This is a genomic window from Mesorhizobium muleiense (assembly GCF_900099905.1).
In the GTDB taxonomy this organism is placed as follows: domain Bacteria; phylum Pseudomonadota; class Alphaproteobacteria; order Rhizobiales; family Rhizobiaceae; genus Mesorhizobium; species Mesorhizobium muleiense.
Map to the genome: position 1 here is coordinate 1 of NZ_FNEE01000014.1, position 18,743 is coordinate 18,743.

At 62.7% G+C, this 18,743-nt stretch carries 17 protein-coding genes and 1 pseudogene; 8 read left to right on the forward strand and 10 right to left on the reverse strand.

What is annotated here, in order from left to right; translation table 11 throughout:
* Positions 1–284, forward strand: a pseudogene (locus tag BLT09_RS34360) (IS481 family transposase); the annotation flags it as partial.
* A 248-nt stretch (positions 285–532) separates the two neighbouring features.
* Here BLT09_RS34360 and BLT09_RS21845 read toward each other — a convergent pair.
* The gene (locus BLT09_RS21845) at positions 533–2,497 is read right to left on the reverse strand and encodes an adenylate/guanylate cyclase domain-containing protein (protein ID WP_236473718.1); all 1,965 of its coding nucleotides are present in this window, start codon (positions 2,495–2,497) and stop codon (positions 533–535) included.
* A gap of 249 nt (positions 2,498–2,746) precedes the next feature.
* Between BLT09_RS21845 and BLT09_RS35040 the strand changes: the two genes are divergently transcribed.
* Positions 2,747–2,929, forward strand: a complete 183-nt coding sequence (locus tag BLT09_RS35040) for a hypothetical protein (RefSeq protein ID WP_236473717.1) — start codon at positions 2,747–2,749, stop codon at positions 2,927–2,929.
* A 136-nt stretch (positions 2,930–3,065) separates the two neighbouring features.
* Here BLT09_RS35040 and BLT09_RS21855 read toward each other — a convergent pair whose 3' ends face one another.
* Positions 3,066–4,652, reverse strand: coding sequence for an ABC transporter substrate-binding protein (locus tag BLT09_RS21855; RefSeq protein WP_236473716.1), 1,587 nt, complete (start codon positions 4,650–4,652; stop codon positions 3,066–3,068).
* 28 nt (positions 4,653–4,680) lie between these two features.
* Positions 4,681–5,526, reverse strand: a complete 846-nt coding sequence (locus tag BLT09_RS21860) for a hydrolase (RefSeq protein WP_091596563.1) — start codon at positions 5,524–5,526, stop codon at positions 4,681–4,683.
* Positions 5,527–5,763: 237 nt separating this feature from the next.
* Here BLT09_RS21860 and BLT09_RS21865 point away from each other — a divergent pair, with 237 nt between their 5' ends.
* The 3 genes from BLT09_RS21865 to BLT09_RS21875 all read left to right on the forward strand — a co-directional run bounded on the left by BLT09_RS21865 (position 5,764) and on the right by BLT09_RS21875 (position 8,162).
* Positions 5,764–6,264, forward strand: coding sequence for a hypothetical protein (locus BLT09_RS21865; RefSeq protein WP_091596566.1), 501 nt, complete (start codon positions 5,764–5,766; stop codon positions 6,262–6,264).
* A 313-nt stretch (positions 6,265–6,577) separates the two neighbouring features.
* Entirely contained in the window at positions 6,578–7,396 is an 819-nt protein-coding gene (locus BLT09_RS21870; protein ID WP_329608817.1) for an aldo/keto reductase, read from the forward strand.
* An 88-nt stretch (positions 7,397–7,484) separates the two neighbouring features.
* A complete protein-coding gene (locus BLT09_RS21875; protein ID WP_236473715.1) occupies positions 7,485–8,162 on the forward strand; it encodes a DUF6064 family protein in 678 nt (225 codons plus the stop codon).
* 50 nt (positions 8,163–8,212) lie between these two features.
* Here BLT09_RS21875 and BLT09_RS34370 read toward each other — a convergent pair whose 3' ends face one another.
* Entirely contained in the window at positions 8,213–8,386 is a 174-nt protein-coding gene (locus BLT09_RS34370; protein WP_167366495.1) for a hypothetical protein, read from the reverse strand.
* Between BLT09_RS34370 and BLT09_RS21880 the strand changes: the two genes are divergently transcribed.
* Together BLT09_RS21880 and BLT09_RS21890 are read left to right on the forward strand one after the other, a co-directional pair.
* Positions 8,379–9,446, forward strand: coding sequence for an acetylserotonin O-methyltransferase (locus BLT09_RS21880; RefSeq protein WP_236473714.1), 1,068 nt, complete (start codon positions 8,379–8,381; stop codon positions 9,444–9,446). The genes BLT09_RS34370 and BLT09_RS21880 overlap by 8 nt on opposite strands.
* A gap of 318 nt (positions 9,447–9,764) precedes the next feature.
* Positions 9,765–10,376 (forward strand): LysE family translocator, encoded by a 612-nt coding sequence (locus tag BLT09_RS21890; protein WP_091596573.1) that lies wholly within the window; start codon positions 9,765–9,767, stop codon positions 10,374–10,376.
* Positions 10,377–10,488: 112 nt separating this feature from the next.
* Here the strand turns inward: BLT09_RS21890 and BLT09_RS21895 are convergent, their stop codons facing one another.
* Genes BLT09_RS21895 through BLT09_RS21905 form a run of 3 tightly spaced genes read right to left on the reverse strand, consistent with a single transcriptional unit; the run spans position 10,489 to position 12,719 of the window.
* The gene (locus BLT09_RS21895) at positions 10,489–11,130 is read right to left on the reverse strand and encodes a LysE family translocator (RefSeq protein ID WP_091596576.1); all 642 of its coding nucleotides are present in this window, start codon (positions 11,128–11,130) and stop codon (positions 10,489–10,491) included.
* Positions 11,131–11,153: 23 nt separating this feature from the next.
* A complete protein-coding gene (locus BLT09_RS21900) occupies positions 11,154–12,074 on the reverse strand; it encodes a dihydrodipicolinate synthase family protein (RefSeq protein ID WP_091596579.1) in 921 nt (306 codons plus the stop codon).
* Positions 12,075–12,086: 12 nt separating this feature from the next.
* A complete protein-coding gene (locus BLT09_RS21905; protein WP_091596582.1) occupies positions 12,087–12,719 on the reverse strand; it encodes a LysE family translocator in 633 nt (210 codons plus the stop codon).
* A gap of 170 nt (positions 12,720–12,889) precedes the next feature.
* On the opposite strand from BLT09_RS21905, the gene pdxR reads away from it, so the two are divergent.
* On the forward strand, positions 12,890–14,398 hold the full coding sequence (gene pdxR / locus BLT09_RS21910; RefSeq protein WP_091596585.1) for a MocR-like pyridoxine biosynthesis transcription factor PdxR: 1,509 nt from the start codon (positions 12,890–12,892) through the stop codon (positions 14,396–14,398).
* Between the two features lie 180 nt (positions 14,399–14,578).
* Here pdxR and BLT09_RS21915 read toward each other — a convergent pair whose 3' ends face one another.
* From BLT09_RS21915 to BLT09_RS21925, 3 genes are all read right to left on the reverse strand, one after another.
* The gene (locus BLT09_RS21915) at positions 14,579–14,914 is read right to left on the reverse strand and encodes a hypothetical protein (RefSeq protein ID WP_236473713.1); all 336 of its coding nucleotides are present in this window, start codon (positions 14,912–14,914) and stop codon (positions 14,579–14,581) included.
* Positions 14,915–15,021: 107 nt separating this feature from the next.
* Complete coding sequence (locus BLT09_RS21920; protein ID WP_167366496.1) at positions 15,022–16,194, reverse strand: acetate/propionate family kinase; 1,173 nt, start codon at positions 16,192–16,194, stop codon at positions 15,022–15,024.
* On the reverse strand, positions 16,194–18,620 hold the full coding sequence (locus BLT09_RS21925) for a phosphoketolase family protein (protein ID WP_091596588.1): 2,427 nt from the start codon (positions 18,618–18,620) through the stop codon (positions 16,194–16,196). Before BLT09_RS21925 ends, BLT09_RS21920 begins: the two co-directional genes overlap by 1 nt.
* Positions 18,621–18,743: the final 123 nt, after the last annotated feature.

Sequence of the window (18,743 nt, forward strand, 5' to 3'; positions counted from 1 at the left end):
GTCCGCACGACGCGCTTGGCGGCGCTGTGCCGCTCGACCGCTACCGCGTCTCGCAGCGCCAGCATCGCGAAACCGTCGAGCCGTTCGACTATGCCAAGGACGATCTCATCCGCCGCGTTCAGCAGCATGGCTTCGTCTCCATTCTCGGCCACAACGTGCGCCTGTGCAGGGCCTTCGCCGGAAAGTCCGTCGCCTTTCGCCCAACCGCTGCCGACGGCGTCTTCGACGCCTGGTTCAGACATCAGAAAATAGAAACCATCGACCTCAATGCCATTGATCGATAGGATGGCAAACTGTTCGCGATGTCTTCGCACACCTGTTCGCGATGTCTCCGGTCCAAACACGGGAGAGTCCGAAGGGGAAGCGGTGACCCAAACCGGTCCTTGCTGGGCCGATTTGGCGGCTCGTAACCGGACGTTGCCCGGAACCAGCGACTTTGCACCGTTCCTGCCGTTCCAATTGAAATCAGCTACGGCGCTAGGTGACCCGACTCCAGTCGTTCCCAAAGCCGTCGGCTTCTTCAAGCCGCCGATTAGCGGCATGGAAGTGGCATGTTACTCAGCCCGCTTGGGCGCGGGTGAACGTCCATAGGGGGCGATGCTGACGTCGCGACTTTGCCAAGCTGGAAGACCTCCGTCGCCTCGCCGCGGCCGCGCAGCCGGTGCTTGCCCGCCGGGATCCTTTCGAACCTTTCGTCGAGCCGCGACGCGGTCTCGCCGGAAATGGCGATTGCGGCGGTGGCGCCCGGTTCGAGCTGCTTGCCGAGGTCCTGCAGCCGCTGGCTGACGTTCACGGTGTCGCCGACGATCGTATAGTTGACGCGGTCGGATGCGCCGATATTGCCGACGATGACGGAGCCCGTGTGGATGCCGATGCGGACATGAAGCGGAGGCCGGCCTTCGCCAGCCGCTTCCAGATTGTCCTTGTCCAACTCCTCGCGGATGGCCGCGGCTGCGCGGACGGCCGCGGCGGCATGGCCCTTCAGACGATCCGGCGCGCCGAAGAACGCCAGCATGCCGTCGCCCAGGAACTTGTCGACAGTACCGCCATGTGCATCGACCGCGCCGCACAGGATCGCGAAGTGGTGGTTCAGCAACCTGGCCGCGGCGGCGGCGTCCATCTGCTCCGACAGCGTGGTGAAGCCGGCGATGTCGGTGAACATGACGGTGACGACCGCTTCGCGCGGTTCGGCGATGCCGATCTCTCCGGTGCGCACCAGCTTGGCCACCAGCGAGCGCGGAATATAGGTCGAGAATGCACGCAGACCGATCAGCATGGCATTGAAGGCCGAAGCCTGGTTGTCCAACTCCAGCACCCTGCTGCGCGGCAGGGGGGTCACGCCGTCGAGATCGAAATCGGCGACGCGCGTGGCCTGGCCGGCAATCGCCTGGATCGGGCGCGACAGGCGCTTGCCGAGAAGAATCGCGACGATGACCGCCACCGCCATCGCGCCAAGTCCAAGCATGGCCGATCCCATGACGCGCTCGATTTCGTCACCGATCTGACTGGTCTTGAAATATGCGCCGAGCGTCCAGGGCCGGTCACCATAGCCGGTGATCTCACGGGTAATAGCGACGTAAGTGTTCTCTCCATCCCATGACGTCGAACCGTCCTTGTCGTCAACCTGGATTTCGGCAACCTCGATATCGCGGGTACGCTGCGTGCTGAACTCCGCTTCCGGTTTGCGCGCCTCATATCCGGCGAGAACCGGATCGCCGAAATTGGCGAGCGGCGTCAGCGGCAGGATGCCGTTCTTCAGCGCATCCGGGGAAGCCAGCCGCTGGTCCGCCAGGATGGATCCGTCGCCATCCAGAATGAAGGCATGCGTGCCGAAGCGCGACGACAGTTCCTGCGTGATTTTGGACAAGTTCTGCAGTTCCACCGCGGCGATCACCCAGGCCTTCGTGGCGCCATCACGTGACAGCGGCGCCGAGACGTTGGCGAACAAGCCATACTCGTTGGCCACGAAGGCGCCCCAACGGCGTCCGTCGACCTGTTGGCGCTGTTCAAGAACGGCGCGCACTTGCGGCGATTTCTCGGTTTCGGCGGGGAGTTTCCGGATCGTTCCGGCAGGATATTTGGCGTCGTTGTCCCCGGTCACCGCCGCCCCCCTGCAAATCAGGTCGGGTGTGCAGATCAACATTGCGTTCACCCCCGGCGCTGCCGCCAGCGCACTGGCAAGTGCCGCCGACATCGCCTCGTCGTCGATCTGGAACTCGCCCTGCTTGTAGATCTGCGCGACGCCGTCCACGGCGCTCTCGGCGCGCCCCATCTCGGCGCGCAGCAAATCCTCCATCGCATCGATCAGGAGCGTCGACTGGGCGCCGAGCAGGTCGAAAGTGTTGCGAAGGTTGGCGCCGACCGACAATGCGAGCACGCCGCCGACCGACAGGAACACGAGGCTGCCGAAACTCATCGCCATGATGACTGCAATGGGTATGCGACGCCGCTTCTTTTCGGGGCGGACCAGACGCACTGGTTGTGCGGACGTGCTCATGCAGCCAATGTCATAATGCGCCACCGCATTGCAAGCCCGGTGACGGCTTTAAGGAGAGGACGCGCCGAAGCATTCGCACCAATGTGGCGCCGATGTTTCCAGCGCCGATGATTCCGATCCTCATAGGGGTGTTCCTTTCGTAAATATGGAAGAGCGCCCGCCTCAGTCGCGGACGCGGGCGCCTCGAAGATGCGCCCCTTTCTCGCGCAGTGTCGAGAGTGTCAACTCCCGGAAAGGCGCATGCACCACATGATCGTCGCCGCCATGCAGGAGAACCGGGCGATCATCAAGGCGCATATCGAGCGAGTGGTGACGATCTTTGAGCCGATCATTCGCGAGAGGACCGAGGCGGGCGAACTCAAGGTCGAGGACCGGCAGAAGCGGCCCGTGCGGTCAACACCGCGTTCACGCCGTTCTTCCACCCGATTCTGATCGAGCACTGCGTTCAACACGGCGAAGACACCGACGCGGCAGGTACCAACCGTCAGGTTTCACCACCAGGTACCTTCAAACGAAAGATCGGAGGGCAACACGCCTCCGATCTTTCGGTGACAGGACAACCGCCGGCCTATTCGCTTTTCCAGACACCCCATACATGGGGGTTTGCCGCGGGCCATACCGAATAGCCCTTTACTTTCGGCGACACGGCATCGAGGGACGGCTCGTAATAAAGGCCAAGGATCGGCACATCCTTTGCCATCAGTGCATGGAGCTGCTTGAACAGCGCCTTGCGTTGCCCGGCGTCGGTCGTGGCCATCGACTTCGTGTAGAGATCGACGGCCTCCTTGCTGTCCCACTGCGCCGTCGGGTCGGTCGCCTTGTCGCCAAGGATGACGCCATACATCAGCGACGGATCGAGACGAGCCGAATAGCCAAAGGACTGGATCTGGAATTTGCCGACAAGGTAGTTGTCGAGCTGTGCCGCCCAATCCAGCACTTCGAGCTGGGCGTTGAAGCCCGCGGCCGTCAGCATCGCCTGCAGCAGCACGGCGTTCTCGTACATGCCCTGGTAGCGGGTGTTGGTCTGGATCTTGATCGGCTCGCCCTTGTAACCGGCTTCGTCCAGCAGGGCTTTGGCCTTGGCCGGGTCGTATTCCGGCCATTTGAGGAAGTCGTCGTCGAAGAACGAGCTCGCCTGGGCGACGGCCGAGGGACCTCCCGTGGCGGCACCGCTGGTGCTGGCGGCGGCGATCTGGTTGATGTCGGCGGCATGCGCCAGCGCCTCGCGTATTTTGACGTTCGACAGCAGCGGGTCCTTGGTCTGCAGCAGGATCACCGTCCACGACAGGCCTTGCGTCGACAGCACCGTCATGCCGCGCGACTTGGCTTCCTCGGCACGCGATGATTCAAGATCGGGCAGGACATCGAGCTCGCCGGCAAACAGCGCGGTTTCCGCAGCCGCCGTGTCGGGGACGACCATGAAGCGCACCTCGTCGACATAGGCCTCACGGCTGCCGGCAAAGCCGCTCGGCGCCTCCTTCACCGGCTTGTAGTCGGCAAAGCGCTCGAGCACCAAATACTGGCCCTTGACCCACTCCTTCAGCGTGAACGGGCCGCTGCCGATGGCGGAATCGGCGAGCCACTTGCCGTCGGCGCCGACATTCTTCGGGCTGGCGACCCAGCCATTGCATTGGACACTGGCGAGTTGCGCCAGAAAGAGCGCATTCGGCGCCTTGAGCGTGAAGACCACGGTGCGTGGATCAGGCGTCGCCACTTGCTCGACCTTGAGGCCCTGGCTGCCGTCGAAGAAGGGAATGCAGAACCACTGATTGGCCGGGTCCATGCGGCGGTCCCAGTTCCATTTGACGTCGGACGAGGTCACGGCGTCGCCATTGTGGAAAACCGCGCCGTCGCGCAACGTGAAAGCATAGGTCTTGCCATCGTCCGATACTGTCCAGGATTCGGCCAATGCCGGGCCCACCGTGAGATCGGCGCGATAAGCCACCAGCGTCTCAAAGATATGGTGCAGCACAGTGTCGGTGTTTGCGTCGCGATTGAGACCGTCGGTGGCGCGGATGTCTGCGTTGATGCGGACCGTGAGCGTGCCGCCGGTTTTCGGCTGCTCCTGCGCCATCGCCGGCAGTGCACAAATCATCACCGCGATTGTCGCCAGCACCTGAAACAATCGTCTTCCCATCATCAATCCTGTTCCCATTTTTTATCTCCAGTTTGACCGCAGTTTTTCAGGCGGGCGCCGCATTCAATGTCCGCGCAAAGAACTCCTTGACCTTGGCGATGAGCGCGCCGTCGTTGTGAGCGATGCCAGGCACGACATCCAACTGCACCTCGACGCCATGTCTCTCCAGGCTGCCCTTCAACGATCTGATCCGGTCGTTGCGGGTCGCGCCGGCGAGATCGGCGCCGGGCATCCACCAGTCATCCTCCGGTTTGATGGTGATCTCCCAGGTTTGGAGATCGTCACCACCGATCACCATCTGCACGGCGACCTTGCGCATGGCGTCGAGGTCGATGGCCTTGCCGAACACTTTCTCGAAGTCGCGCACCCCGACCCAGAAATCGTGATCGAAGTCGAGCAGGGTCACGACGCCCGGCGCACCGATCGATGCCGCCAGCAGACGTTTGGGATGGAGGAACAGGAAACGATGGGTGAAATGGCCGCCGCCGGAGAAGCCGTACATCAGCACGCGGTCGCCGCGGATGCGATAGCGCTCGCGCATCTCCTCGACCATGTCGAGCAGCACGGCATCGTAATGCAGGTCGCCCTGACGCAGCATCTTGTAAGAGGAAAGATCGCCCGGAAAACAGATATTCGCCGGGAACAGCGGGGCGAGCACGATCACGCCGTTCTGTTCGGCGAAGTCGGCGAAGGCGTCCCGGTAGGCGAGCATGCCTCGCTCGGTGCCATGCACGATCACCGCCAGCGGATAGGTCTTGTCGCTGTCCTCGTCATAGTCGTCGGGGACATAGGCGCAATAGGGGAAGCGCTGGTCGAAGCGGGAGGCGTACACCGTCGTGTGCCCGAAATCGTAATAGGACAGGCGCTTGCCATGTCCGCTGACGTTGCGCATCGAATTTTCCCTGATCTCAATTTCATTGTTTCATCATTTTGTGTGACTGAAAAGCATTTGTTTATCCACATCGTCAGGAAAGTACGTATTTTACATCGCGTAACGCCTGACATCATCGGGCAAGCATGTGCTGCTATCCGGGCCGTCGCGCGTCAAGTCCAGCCGAGCGGCCGACAAACGACATCGTGAAGTTGTGCAGGTTGACTCGGTTGTCTGCTCGCCTAACTTCGGGGCCACATGATATTTTCCCGCATCCGCAAGCTTGTCCCTCTTGCTCTCCTGGCCGGCAGTTCGATCGTGTCCTCCTGCGTCGCCCCTGACGACACATCGAACCTCCCGAAGGAAGACGCCACAACGGCGGCAGCCCGCAAAGAGATGGTCGGTCTCAGCGAGGCGGACGTTCGAATGTGCGCCGGCTTCCCGACTGCCACCGCTGATGCGGAGAGAGGCCAGATTTGGACCTATCAGCGTACTGTTCAACGCGGCAATCTCAACGTGGTGATCCCAACTTTGGCCGTGGGTGCGATCCCGACGGTTGGAGGATCGCTCAATGTCGATCCCGGCGGCTATTGCAACACGCAAATCCGAATGGTCGACGGCCGTGTTGCCGAGGTTGCCTACGCCGGCGACAACAACACGCCGAACCATCGCGATGCGCTCTGCGTCAGCACGGTAGACGGCTGCGTGGCCTATGCCCGCCAGCGCCATCAAGTCAGGACAAGAGCCAGCCCCAGGTAACCGGCCAGCTAATCGGGTTCCAGGTAATCGGGCTGGCTGGCGCAACCCAGGCCCTGCAGAATTCGTTCCTGTTTCAGGCAGACGTTCCATATCCGAACCGTCGCCAGGGACCGACCGCCGGCTCCCTGCCGATCGGCCTTGCGAAAAGCCGGTCGGCCGGAACCATTCTTGGGATCGGGAGTACAAGAGGTCGAAGGGACAGGGATGGCAGACGATGATCATCACCCGCAGGACATTCGTGAAGACTGCCGCCGCTTCCGGCGCGGCTCTGGTGTTGCCGGCAGCCGCGCCCGGCGCGCCGCCCGCGCCGGCGATGCGCGCCGTGCCCTCCTCGGGAGAAATGCTTCCCGCTGTCGGCCTTGGCACCTGGATCACCTTCAATGTCGGCGACGATCCGGTGCTGCGCGACGAGTGCGCCGAGGTGATGGCGGCCTTCTTCGCGGCAGGCGGCCGCATGATCGATTCCTCGCCGATGTACGGCTCCTCGCAGCCCGTGATCGGCTATGGCCTCGAAAAGCTCGGCCGGCCCGAAGCGCTGTTTTCCGCCGAGAAGGTCTGGACCTCATCCGCCGCCGACGGGCCCGCGCAGATCGAGCAGTCGCGCCGCTTCTGGGGTGTGCCGCGCTTCGACCTCGTGCAGGTCCACAACCTCGTCGCCTGGGAGACGCATCTCGAAACCCTGTTCGCCATGAAGGCGGACGGGCGGATCCGCTATGTCGGCATCACGACGTCCGAAGGACGGCGGCACGATTTGTTCGAACAAATCATGCGCGCGCATCCGCTCGACTTCGTGCAGTTCACCTATAACGTCGTCGACCGAGAAGCGGAGGAACGGCTGCTGCCGCTGGCGGCCGAGCGCGGCATGGCTGTCATCGTCAACCGGCCGTTTCGGCAAGGCGCGCTGACGCGCCAGCTCCAGGGCGAGACGCTGCCGGACTGGGCGGCCGGGATCGGTGCCGCGACCTGGGCGCAGTTCATACTGAAATTCATCGTTTCGCATCCCGCCGTCACCGTCGCCCTCCCCGCCACCACCCGCGTCGACCACGTGCGCGAGAACCTGTTGGCGGCGACCGGTCCCCTCCCCGACGCGGCCATGCGCGAGCGGATGGCGGCCTACGTCCGGGACCTCTAGGCAGGCATTCGTCGGCTGGCCCACGAATGCCTGCCTGGATTCTGTTGTTTTGTCGCAGGTTCTTGTCGCAAAACCGTGGGAGGCTTTTGTGGAACCTGCTTGGATGTCGGAATGGTGGACCTACCGGCTGGAGGATTTCCTGCTCTTCTCGCCGCGCGTCTATTGGCGCATGTTCGAGTTGGCCAATGCCGCGTTCTGGCCGCTGCATCTCCTGACGCTCGCCGCCGGCCTCGCCATTGTCCTGCTCGTGCTTAGGCAGCCGCGTCGCCATGGTCTGTGGATTGCGCTCGTCCTCGCCGCGCTCTTTGCCTTCGTCGGCTGGTCCTTGCTGTGGAGCCGCTATGCCGCGATCAACTGGGCGATCGCCTATGTCGCGCCGGCCTTCGGCCTGCAGGCGCTGCTGCTGGTGATCGGCGGTGCGCGCGGCGGCCTCGCCTTTGACCGGCGGGACATCGCAGGGCGGCTCGGGCTGCTGATCGCGGTCGCTGGCCTCGTCGTTTATCCCCTGCTGCCGCCGCTCTTCGGGCGGCCATCGGCGAGTGCCGAGGTCTTCGGCATCGCGCCGGACCCGACGGCGATCGCAGCGCTCGGCGTGCTGCTTGCCGGGAGCGGCGGGCTTGTGCCGCTGCTGTTGGCGATCCCGCTGCTGTGGCTGCTGCTCAGCGGCCTGACGCTGCATGCCATGGGCGATCCGCAAGCCTGGCTGCCGCTTCTTGCAGCGGCCACCATTCTCGCTGCATTGACCCTGCGCCGCATCGCTCGGTGATGCCAGCACGATCGAGAAAGTCAGCCGGCTCCAGCCAGATAGTACAAGTTTCAGATGTAACCGAATTTTCTCCTTCTGAAATCGTAGCGTAACGCCGCACCGCCAGATTCGCACTTCAGCAGACCGCAGCCACAGCTCGCCGCGTGGATGTTCACAGCCAGCTGGTTGCGCCAGCCGGTAGCGGTCGTGACTTGCTCTGAAAAAGAGGAGGTGATCATGGCCAATCAATTTTCGCGGACAGCGCCAACCGTCCAACCGATAGCCGCCACGCCGGAACTTCCTTCCGCCGTCCCGCTGATGGCGCTTTCGACCGGTTTCTGGGCCTTCAAGACTCTGGCCGCTGCGCATGAGCTGGACCTCTTCAGCCGCCTTGCGGGCGGCGCCGACGTCACGGTAGCCGAGCTGGCGCAAGCGCTCGGCCTGCATCAACGCCCGGCCGAGATGCTGTTGACCGGCTGCGCTGCACTCGGGCTCCTGGAGAAAACCGGCGGCCGCTATCGCAACACGCCGTTAAGCGAAACCTATCTCGTGCGCGGAAAACCGTATTACTTCGGCGGCTTCGTGCAGATGCTCGACAAGCGGCTCTATCCCGGCTGGGGTAGGCTTGCCGAAGCGCTGCGCACGAACCGGCCGACCACGTGGGACCCGGCGGTGCAATCCTCGGTGTTCGACGGCGAAGATCCGATGATGCTGGCGCTGTTCTGGGAGGCGATGCATTCGGTCTCCACGATGACCGCGCGCAAGCTCGGCGAAGCGATGGATTTCGGACATTTCCGCCGCCTCCTCGACATCGGCGGCGGATCGGGGGCGTACGACATCGAGCTTTGCAAACAGTATGGGGCGCTGCGTGCGACCGTGTTCGACTTGCCGCATGTGGCCGCGATCGCCGCGGGAAAGATTGCCGAGGCCGGTTTGACCGACCGGATCGAGACCGCAGGCGGCAACTTCTTCGAGCAGCTTCCCGGGGATCACGATTTGCATCTCCTATCGATGATCCTGCACGATTGGGACGAGGCGAAGAACCGCGCCCTGCTGCGCCGGTCGTTCGGGGCTTTGCCGAGCGGCGGCGCAGTCGTCATCAGCGAGCTTCTCGTCAACGACGAAAAGACCGGACCGGCGCCGGCGGCGCTGATGAGCCTCAACATGCTGATCGAGACGGAAGGACGAAACTACACGCCGGCCGAATATTCGGCGTGGCTCGAGGAAGCCGGATTCCGGGACATCGAGACGGTCTGGTTCGAGGCACCCGGCGCGAACGGCGCCGTGATCGGCCGCAAGCCGTAAGGCGCAAAGCGCAGTGGAATAGGCGCCCCGCAGTTCAACCCTGCCGACAATGATGATGGAGGCCGAAATGGCTCACACGCAAACCCGCGTCGATCGTCACCGTCTGCTTGGACTTGTGGTGAAAACCACAGCAACCGCAATCGCGGCTCTCAAGACCTGGCAACGGACCGTCTCAAGACGTCGGGCAATCGCTGGTTTGACGCCCGAGCGGTTGAGGGACATCGGTCATGCCGAGGCACCCGCGCCTGTGCTTGAGGTCAAGGCGGGTCTGGTCACGAACTTGATGTCGATGAGGTAAGCGAAATTCGAACCGATAAGATGGACTGGAACAGTCTTGCCCAATTCTCGGCCGCGACACTTTTGATTCTCATCACGCCCGGCCCGATTATGCTGATCATTGCCCATAATACGCTGCGGCACGGGGCGATGGCCGGTTTCTCGACCGCGATTGGTGTAGAGTTCGGAGAGGCGTGTCTGCTCGGGGCGATTTTCGTCGGCCTGTCACTTTCCGGTGAACTCTTGCCGGTGCTGTTGCGATGGCTTTCGCTGGCCGGAGCTCTTTATCTCATCTGGCTCGCTGCGGGCGCGTTGCGCCTCCGCCACCGGCCTTCGCGCTCTCCGAATTTGTCTCGCGCTCGTCCGCCCGTCCTCGACGGGCTGGCGATCGCCTTCGCAAATCCCGCAGCTCTTCTGTTCTATGCCGCCTTCTTTCCGCAATTCATAGATCCGGATCATTCGATCTCTATGCAAATAGCCTTGCTTAGCGCGATGTATGTTTGCTTGCGCTCAGTCTCCGCCTCGGCTTGCGTCTTGACAGTCGCGCGGCTGCGGCTACCGGTCGGCTGTGCACAGGTCGGCAGATTTGCAAATCTGGGCTGCGCCGCAGTCTATCTCTCCATCGCAGTCATCACCGTCCTCAGACTTATGTGAAATCGCACCGAACGGTGACCAATGTCGCCACCTTCGGCGGCAGTGCGGCCGGCCGTCATCGCAGGTCTCGCCAAGGCAGCGGCGGTCATCCATCTCTCTTCTTCTCACAACGTCAGGCAACCGGGCGCTTTGCCAGCAGCAGCCCACATCCAAGCATGATCATGGCACCGCCCGAGCCTTCACGAAGACGGCGAACGAGATTCCCACGCGACGCCGCGCCATCGCGAAGCCTTCCGGCTGCAAACGCCACGACAATATCGGCGAGCGTGTTGAGGGCAACCGAGATGGCGCCGAGGATCAGGAACTGCAGAACGACGTGATCCGACGATGTATCGACAAACTGGGGAATGAAGGCGAGGAAGAATGCGGCCGTCTTCGGGTTCATCACTTCGACAAGGACGCCATCCCTGAAGGCCCGCATCGTGCCGACGGGCGGCTCCGAATGACCCAGCGACTTGTAGTCGAGCCTGGCATGGCGAATGGTTCGGTATCCCATCCAGACCAGATAGAGCGCGCCGACCACCTTGAGTGCCGTGAACAATTCGGCGCTTGCCAGCACGATCGCCGAGACGCCAAGGCTGCCGGCCACGACATGAAACAGCCCGCCGAGGCCATTGCCAAGGCTCGAAGCGATTCCTTCCGAGCGACCGCCGGAAAGGGTTCGGGCGGCGACATAAAAAATCCCCGGACCCGGGGTAATCGCCAGCAGGAATGCCGTGAACAGGTAGACGGTGAAGGCGTTGGATTCCAGCATGGAAATGTCCTGACGAAGTCTGTCTATCGAGCTTGCATACAACCAGCGGAGAAAACCGCATCGAGATGGTCGAGAGCGGCGGCGACGCGCTGCCGTGCCTGGTCCTTCAGCGGGAGGACGGGGCGTGGCGGATCGACGTCGCAGAGGTTCAGAAGACTGGCGACGACATACATCACCCTGAAACTGCCGAATTCCTTGAACAGCGCCCAAAGCGGTCCGAAGGCGGCGTCAAGTCGCTCGACGGCCGCAGCGTCCCCGGCTTGCGCCGCTCGCGTCAGGGCCAGGGCCTGTGACGGCAGAAGTCCTGCGACGACGGAATACCAGGCGTCGCTCCCGGCGAGCAGCGCAGGCGCGCCGCCCCAGTCGCCGCTGTAGCCGATCCTGAATGCCGACCCGGTCGCAGACCGGAGGGAGGCAAGTTCGGACGTGAAGTCACCACCGGATGGCAAAGGCATCTTCACGGCTTCGATGTTGACCACCTTCGACAAGCGGGAAATGAGGTCCAGGCTGAAGGTGAACCTGGTCGTGCCGGGATTGTTGTAGATGCAAAGCGGGAGCTGCCCCGCGTCGGCGACTGTGGCGAAGTGTTCGAAGACCTCATCGTCGACGAGCGGCGTATAGGAAACCGGAGCGAGCAGCAGGCCATCGGCGCCCGCAGCCTTCGCGTCACGGGCAAGGTCCACGGCATCGCTGGTCCGGATCGCTCCGACGCCGACAATAACCGGGATTTTGCCGCCGACCGTGTCCATTGCCGTTTCGACCGCCCGTCGACGCTCTTGTCGCGTGAGGAAAGCATAGGCGCCGGTACTGCCGAGCAGTCCGATGGAGTCCGCTCTCGCCTCCTCGATGTTCTTCAGAAGGCGCGCGAGGGCGGCGGTGTCGAGCCTGCCGGAAGCGTCCGCCGGGGTGATCGGGAATGCTGAAAGGCCTTGGAAGAGTGACATGAAGGAACCTTTTCAGATGCGGGTCAGGAGAAGCTTTAGCCCGGTAAATCCGAAGAATACCGCCAGCGTGCCTTCGATCCAGCGCCGCGCCCGTCGATACAGGGCGATCATGGGAGCGGTCGAAAAGACGATCGCGTAGCCGCAGAAGATGGTGACGCTCAGCACCGCGCAGCCCGCGAGGATCACCAGAACCGTATGCGACGACGACCCGGGCCCGAGTCCCAGCGTCATCAGCGCGATCCATGCCAGGATCGATTTCGGATTGGTGAGATGCATCAGCAGTCCGCGCTTGTAGAGAGTGGCCGCCGTCGCCTTCCGTTCGTTGGTCGGGCGAAGCTGATCCTTGTCTGAAGAAAGCGCAGCCTTGCCCGCTTTGAAGGCGAGATAGAGAAGATACAGGCCGCCGAGCAGCTGCAGGACCACAAGTGCGTGCGCGTATCGACTGAGGATCGCCGAGACACCTGACGCCGCCATCAGGCCCCAAAAGATCGAGCCACTGACGACGCCAGATGCGATTGCCAGCGCGGCCCCGCGGCCGTCGTTCATGGCAACGGCCATGATACGCATATTGCTCGGCCCGGGACTGCCGGCAGCGATGACGTAGGCGGTAAAGACGATGATGAATTGGTGGAACTCGGCCAGCATTTTACTTCCCAGGAGGTGCAATCTGGCGTCATCAATACAAGCACAACTGGCCCTGACATAGAACCAGTTTTGAATAAAAAGCGCTGGTCCAGTTGGCCTCAGGCCTTTGCCTGGCTGATTTTCCCGGTAATGTCTGGATCAACGAAACGTCTTCATTTGGGTAATCGCGAATGGTCCAGTCCCGCAAGCAGAATTCGTCGTCGGGAAGTTCGTCGTCGGGATTGGGCGCGCGCGGGATCTATGAGAACCTGCGGGAACAGATCGTGGCAGAAGTATACGGCCGCGGGGACGTGCTCCCGTCGGCTCGTGCGCTGGCGGTCGAGCTTGGCGTCTCACGAACGACTGTGACGTCCGCTTACGAACAGCTCGCCGCAGAGGGGTTCGTGGTCATTCGACATGGCGCGCGGCCACGGGTGGCCATCAAGATCGCGCACAGCGAGCCGGGAGACCTCGGTCATACAGCCGCAGAGCCACACAGCCTCTCCGCTTTCGGAGAAAGGCTTCGATCCCGAGCCATCCCGATGCGGGTTGCGTCGGAGAAGCTCGTCGCCGACTTCCGCTACGGCGACATGTCGGCCTCTGACTTCCCGACCCTTGCCTGGCGGAAGGCCATGAACGATGCTGCGCTGGGACGGCCGCCCAAGCTGTCCTATGGCGACCCCTGTGGCTCGATCCGCCTGCGCAGCGCTCTGCAGGGCTATCTATGGCGAGCGCGCAGCATCAGGTGCGAGGTCGGCGAGATCGTCGTCGTCAACGGCTCTCAGCAGGGACTGGATCTCTGCGCCCGCCTGCTTCTCGATGAGGGCGACGGCTTTGCCATCGAAGAGCCCTGCTACCCGATGGCACGGAGCGTCTTCGAGATGACAGGAGCCATCGCCGCCCCGGTGGAGGTCGACGCCGAAGGCATCAGGGCGGACCTGTTGGCGGATGTTGGCGCGCGGCTGGCTTACGTCACGCCGTCACATCAGTTTCCCCTCGGAAGCGTCATGTCGATGGGGCGACGCCAGCAACTGCTAGGATGGGCGAAAGAGAAGAGGGCCTACATCGTCGAGGACGACTACGACAGCGAATATCGTTTCGACATGAACCCGATACCGCCGCTTCGCGCGTTGGGAGGCGCGTCGAACGTCATCTATATCGGTACGGTCTCGAAGACACTGTCGCCGTTGCTGCGGATCGGCTACGTCGTCGTTCCGCGTGAGTTGCAGGAGGTTTTTGCCCACGCCAAGCGCCTGACGGACAGGCATGCGCCCAGCCTCGAACAGGAGGCGCTTGCGACCCTGCTGGAAACCCGCGTCTACGAAAGCCACGTGCGCAAGGCCCGGCGTCAAAATGCCCGCCGACGTGCAGCGCTCCTCGACGCTCTGCAGGCGGAATTCCGCGATCTCGTTCGGGTCGAAGGCGCAGAGGCCGGTCTGCACGTCGTCGTCTGGTTTCACGACACGCCGCCCGCTATGGCGGCATCGTTCATCGAGAAAGCCGCCTCGCTCGGGGTCGGCATCTACTCCATATCGCCGCATTATTTCGACCAGACATTGGATTTCGACCAGACATTGGATCGCAGCTGCCTCGGCCTGGTGATGGGATACGCAAGTCTGACCGAGAGCCAGATCCACAGAGGACTAAAGCTCCTTCGACGCGCTTACGAGGAGGCAACAGGCAGCGGCGACGTATCGTAGGTGCTTTACGGCCTGCCTGAGGGAACAGGCGCGCGCGACGCCGAAGGCAGCCTCGGCACCGCGCGGGTGGTGATCTGCCGCTAGAGCGCTTTGCGTTTTGGTGGACCAAAACCGCGCTCTAACTCCTTGTTTTACACATTTTGTCGGACGCCAAACCAAGATTTTTGGCTGCAAAATGCTCTAGAACCACCGCCGTTCAGGCTCGGAGCTCTTTGCGATGACAATTCCCAAGAGAACGCCGAGCACGCCGCCAAGCATCATCGCCGTAGAGATCGTGCCTGGATTCTGCTGGACGGTTTCGGTCACGGTGTGTGCCTGGCTGCGCAATTGCCGGGCTGCGCGCGAGGCTCGTTCGGCGGCGCTCTCGTACCAGCCCTGTGCCTCCTCGGCACGGTCGGAAAGGGTCCGGTTTATTTTGGCGATTTCGCGACGAAGCTCGGCGATCTGTTTCTTCATCGCTTCCTGCGCGTCGTTTGCCGCCTTTGAGGTGCCTGCCATATTGGTGGTCTCCGCCATTGGATTTCTCCCTTTGGTAATCATATCCCCCAAGGTCATCAGATAGGGGAAACGGTCGCGGACACGCAGGGTTCCTTGCCCCAGAAAACGCGCCGCTGATTGCGTTATCAAGCATCCCCTTGCTCCCGCGCGTGGCGGGCAATGATGCTCTCCTCGTCGGTCGCGACGACGCGTATTTCGACCTTGCTGTCCGGTTGGCTTATGATCCCGGCATGGGCGGCATTGGATGGCTCGTCGATCGCCACGCCAAGCCAATCAAGCCTTTCGCAAATTGCCTTGCGGACCGGCGCCGAGCGCTCGCCGATGCCGGCGGTGAACACCAGGCATTCGAGGCCGCCCAGCGTGTTGGCGAGCGCGGCAGCTTCCCGTGCCGCCCGGAAGGCAAAAAGCTCTACCGCTTCGCGGGCGTGGGGGTTGTCGCTCGCTTCCAGCGTGCGCATGTCGCCCGAGATGCCGGATATTCCAAGCAGCCCGGATTCCTCATAGAGCATATGCTGCAGAGCCTCCCCGGCGATGCCTCGTTCCAGGACGAAGTACAAAAGCACGCCCGGATCGATGGCGCCGCAACGCGTGCCCATGACCAGGCCGTCGAGCGCGGAAAAGCCCATCGTCGTGTCGAAGCTTCTCCCGTCGCGCATGGCGCACAGGCTCGCCCCATTGCCGAGGTGGGCGACGATCGTCCGCTTCGCTGCAAGCGCCGGCGATATCGCCTTGAGCCGCCCGGCGATGTACTCGTAGGAAAGTCCGTGAAACCCGTAGCGGCGGATTCCGTCCGCATCGTATTTGCGCGGCAGCGCGAAGCGGCTGACGATCGGATCCATCGTCTGATGGAAGGCGGTGTCGAAGCAGCCGACCTGCGGCAGATCCGGCCGCAGCGCCGCAAGTGTGCGGATCGGCGCGAGACTGCGGGGCTGGTGCAGCGGCGCAAGCGGCGTCAGCCTGTCCAGGGCCTCGATCACGACCGGCGTCAGGCGGACGGGTTCGACGAACTCGCGCCCGCCATGCACGATGCGGTGACCGGCGCATACCAGTTTCCTGCCGCCAAGTTCGCTCTCGATCCAGCGCAGCAAATCGCCGATGCCCGCATCGCGTGCGTCTGCGGCAAGCGGCCGATCACACTGCATGGTTCCGTCAGCCGCTTTCGCGCTGAGCCTCGGCGCATCGCCGAGATCCAGCTTGCCACGCGAGACAAGCTGCAGTTCGGTGGAGGGTTCCAGATCGTATAGTCCGAACTTGATGCTGGAGGAGCCGGCGTTCAGTGCCAGAATTGCCTGTCGCATCAATCGCCAGCCTTCGTCGCGCTGTTCTCGGGCCAGTTCCACTCCTGGATCTCGGGCATGTCTTCGCCATGCTCGCGGACGTAAGCCTTGTGTTCGGCAAGCTTCCCGTGAAGTTCGGCGGCAAGGTCTTTCGCCCGTTCGGCGAGCCCCCCTTCGGCGAGACTGGGCACGCGTTCGACCGCCGCGAGCGCCAGGTGGTAGCGGTCGAGCTCATTGAGCACGACCATGTCGAACGGCGTCGTCGTGGTGCCTTCCTCGCGAAAGCCGTGCACGTGCATGTTGTCATGGTTGGCGCGCCGGTAGGTCAGGCGGTGGATGAGATAGGGATAGCCGTGATAGGCGAAGATAACCGGCCTGTCCTTCGTGAACAGCGCGTCGAAATCCTCGTCCGCCAAGCCATGCGGATGCTCTGAATTCGACTGCAGCGTCATCAGGTCGACCACGTTGACGACGCGTACCTTCAGGTCCGGAAGCGCCGAACGCAGAATGTCGGCGGCAGCGAGCGTCTCCAGTGTCGGCACGTCGCCGGCGCAGGCCATGACCACATCCGGATCCTCGCGCTCCGCAACCGTCCCGGCCCACTCCCAGATTCCCGCCCCCGCCCTGCAGTGGGCCTCCGCGGCGTCGACGGACAGAAATTGCGGCGCCGGCTGCTTGCCGGCGGTGATGACGTTGATGCGGTTATAGGTTCTCAGGCAATGGTCGGTGATCCACAGCAGCGTGTTGGCATCCGGCGGGAAATAGAGCCTGACCGTGTCGGCCTTCTTGTTGGCGACAAAATCGGCAAAGCCCGGATCCTGGTGGCTGAAGCCGTTGTGATCCTGCCGCCAGACATGCGAGGTCAGCAGGTAGTTGAGGGAAGCGATAGGCTCGCGCCAGGCAAGTTCGCGGGATGTCTTCAGCCATTTCGCATGCTGGTTGACCATGGAATCAACGATGTGGATGAACGCCTCGTAACAGGAGAACAGGCCATGGCGGCCGGTCAGCAAATAGCCCTCCAGCCATCCCTGGCAGAGATGCTCGCTGAGCACTTCCATGACGCGGCCGTCCCGGGAGAGTTTTACGTCATAGGGCTCTATTCGCTGCATCCAGACCCGGTCGGTAACCTCGAATACCTCGTCAAGCCGGTTGGAGGATGTCTCGTCCGGCCCCATCAGCCGGAAATTCCCGGCCTGCGCATTCAGGCTCATGACGTCGCGAAGATAGCCCCCGAGAACCCGCGTCGCCTCGGCCTTGGCGCCACCCGGACGCGGCACATCGAGCGCCAGGCTTTTCCAATCGGGAAGCACGAGGTCGCGCTTCAGCAGTCCGCCGTTGGCATAGGGGGTTGCGCCCATGCGCTTGGATCCGGTTGGCGCAAGCGCCGCCAGCTCTGGAAGAAGATGCCCGCTGTCGTCGAACAGCTTTTCCGGTTCGTAGCTCCGCATCCAGTCTTCGAGGATCTTGCGGTGTCCCGCATTGCTGCGGGCGTTCGACACCGGCACTTGATGCGAGCGCCAGAAATCCTCGACCTTCTCGCCATCGACCTCCTTCGGGCCGGTCCACCCCTTCGGGCTGCGCAGCACGATCATCGGCCACAGCGGACGCTCTCCTTGCCAGAACGGCGTACGGGCGCGCTCCTGGATCGAGCGGATTCTGTCGAGCACGGTGTCCAGCTTGATGGCCATCAACCGATGCATGGGAACCGGCTCGTGACCTTCGACGAAAAAAGGTTCGTAGCCATAGCCGGCGAACAGGGCTCGCAATTCCACGTCATCCATGCGGGCAAGGATCGTCGGGTTGGCGATCTTGTAGCCGTTGAGATGCAGGATCGGCAGGACAGCGCCGTCGGATGCCGGGTTGAGGAACTTGTTGGAGTGCCATGCCGCCGCGAGCGGACCGGTTTCCGCTTCGCCGTCGCCGACGACGCAGGCGACCACCAGATCGGGATTGTCGAAGGCCGCGCCGAAAGCATGGACCAGCGCATATCCCAGTTCCCCGCCTTCATGGATCGAGCCGGGCGTTTCCGGAGCAGCGTGGCTCGGCACTCCGCCGGGGAACGAGAATTGCCGAAAAAGTTTCCTCAACCCGTCTTCGCCCTGGCCGATTTCGGGATAGATTTCGCTGTAGCTGCCCTCGAGCCAGGTGTTCGCCACCATCGCCGGGCCGCCATGACCCGGGCCGCAGATAAACAGAACGTCGAGACCGCGTTGACGGATGACGCGGTTCAGGTGGACGTAGATGAAGTTGAGGCCAGGCGTCGTGCCCCAATGGCCAAGCAGCCGCGGCTTGACGTGTTCGGCTTTCAGCGGCTCGCGCAGCAGCGGATTGTCCATCAGATAGATCTGGCCAACCGAAATGTAGTTCGCGGCCCGCCAATAGCGGTCCATGAGATCGACCTGATAAAGGCCCGTTGTGGTCGCAGCTTTCTGAGCCTCGTCGTTCATCGAAAATCTCCAGAATGCGTTCGCCCGTCGATATCTGGAGTGACATCGCTCTGGAGAAAGGATTCTTACGGAAATAAGTTCGGCTGGAGCCGCCATTTTCGCCCGCCAATCGCTCTTTTGCAG

Coding starts and splice junctions, on each gene's coding strand:
- BLT09_RS21855 (WP_236473716.1), bottom strand. CDS start 4,652: ATGGGAACAGGATTGATGATGGGAAGACGATTGTTTCAGGTGCTGGCG.
- BLT09_RS21920 (WP_167366496.1), bottom strand. CDS start 16,194: ATGCGACAGGCAATTCTGGCACTGAACGCCGGCTCCTCCAGCATCAAG.
- BLT09_RS21880 (WP_236473714.1), top strand. CDS start 8,379: ATGGCCAATCAATTTTCGCGGACAGCGCCAACCGTCCAACCGATAGCC.
- pdxR (WP_091596585.1), top strand. CDS start 12,890: ATGGTCCAGTCCCGCAAGCAGAATTCGTCGTCGGGAAGTTCGTCGTCG.
- BLT09_RS21890 (WP_091596573.1), top strand. CDS start 9,765: ATGGACTGGAACAGTCTTGCCCAATTCTCGGCCGCGACACTTTTGATT.
- BLT09_RS21860 (WP_091596563.1), bottom strand. CDS start 5,526: ATGCGCAACGTCAGCGGACATGGCAAGCGCCTGTCCTATTACGATTTC.
- BLT09_RS35040 (WP_236473717.1), top strand. CDS start 2,747: ATGATCGTCGCCGCCATGCAGGAGAACCGGGCGATCATCAAGGCGCAT.
- BLT09_RS21865 (WP_091596566.1), top strand. CDS start 5,764: ATGATATTTTCCCGCATCCGCAAGCTTGTCCCTCTTGCTCTCCTGGCC.
- BLT09_RS21845 (WP_236473718.1), bottom strand. CDS start 2,497: ATGAGCACGTCCGCACAACCAGTGCGTCTGGTCCGCCCCGAAAAGAAG.
- BLT09_RS21925 (WP_091596588.1), bottom strand. CDS start 18,620: ATGAACGACGAGGCTCAGAAAGCTGCGACCACAACGGGCCTTTATCAG.
- BLT09_RS21905 (WP_091596582.1), bottom strand. CDS start 12,719: ATGCTGGCCGAGTTCCACCAATTCATCATCGTCTTTACCGCCTACGTC.
- BLT09_RS21915 (WP_236473713.1), bottom strand. CDS start 14,914: ATGGCGGAGACCACCAATATGGCAGGCACCTCAAAGGCGGCAAACGAC.
- BLT09_RS21895 (WP_091596576.1), bottom strand. CDS start 11,130: ATGCTGGAATCCAACGCCTTCACCGTCTACCTGTTCACGGCATTCCTG.
- BLT09_RS21900 (WP_091596579.1), bottom strand. CDS start 12,074: ATGTCACTCTTCCAAGGCCTTTCAGCATTCCCGATCACCCCGGCGGAC.
- BLT09_RS21870 (WP_329608817.1), top strand. CDS start 6,578: ATGCGCGCCGTGCCCTCCTCGGGAGAAATGCTTCCCGCTGTCGGCCTT.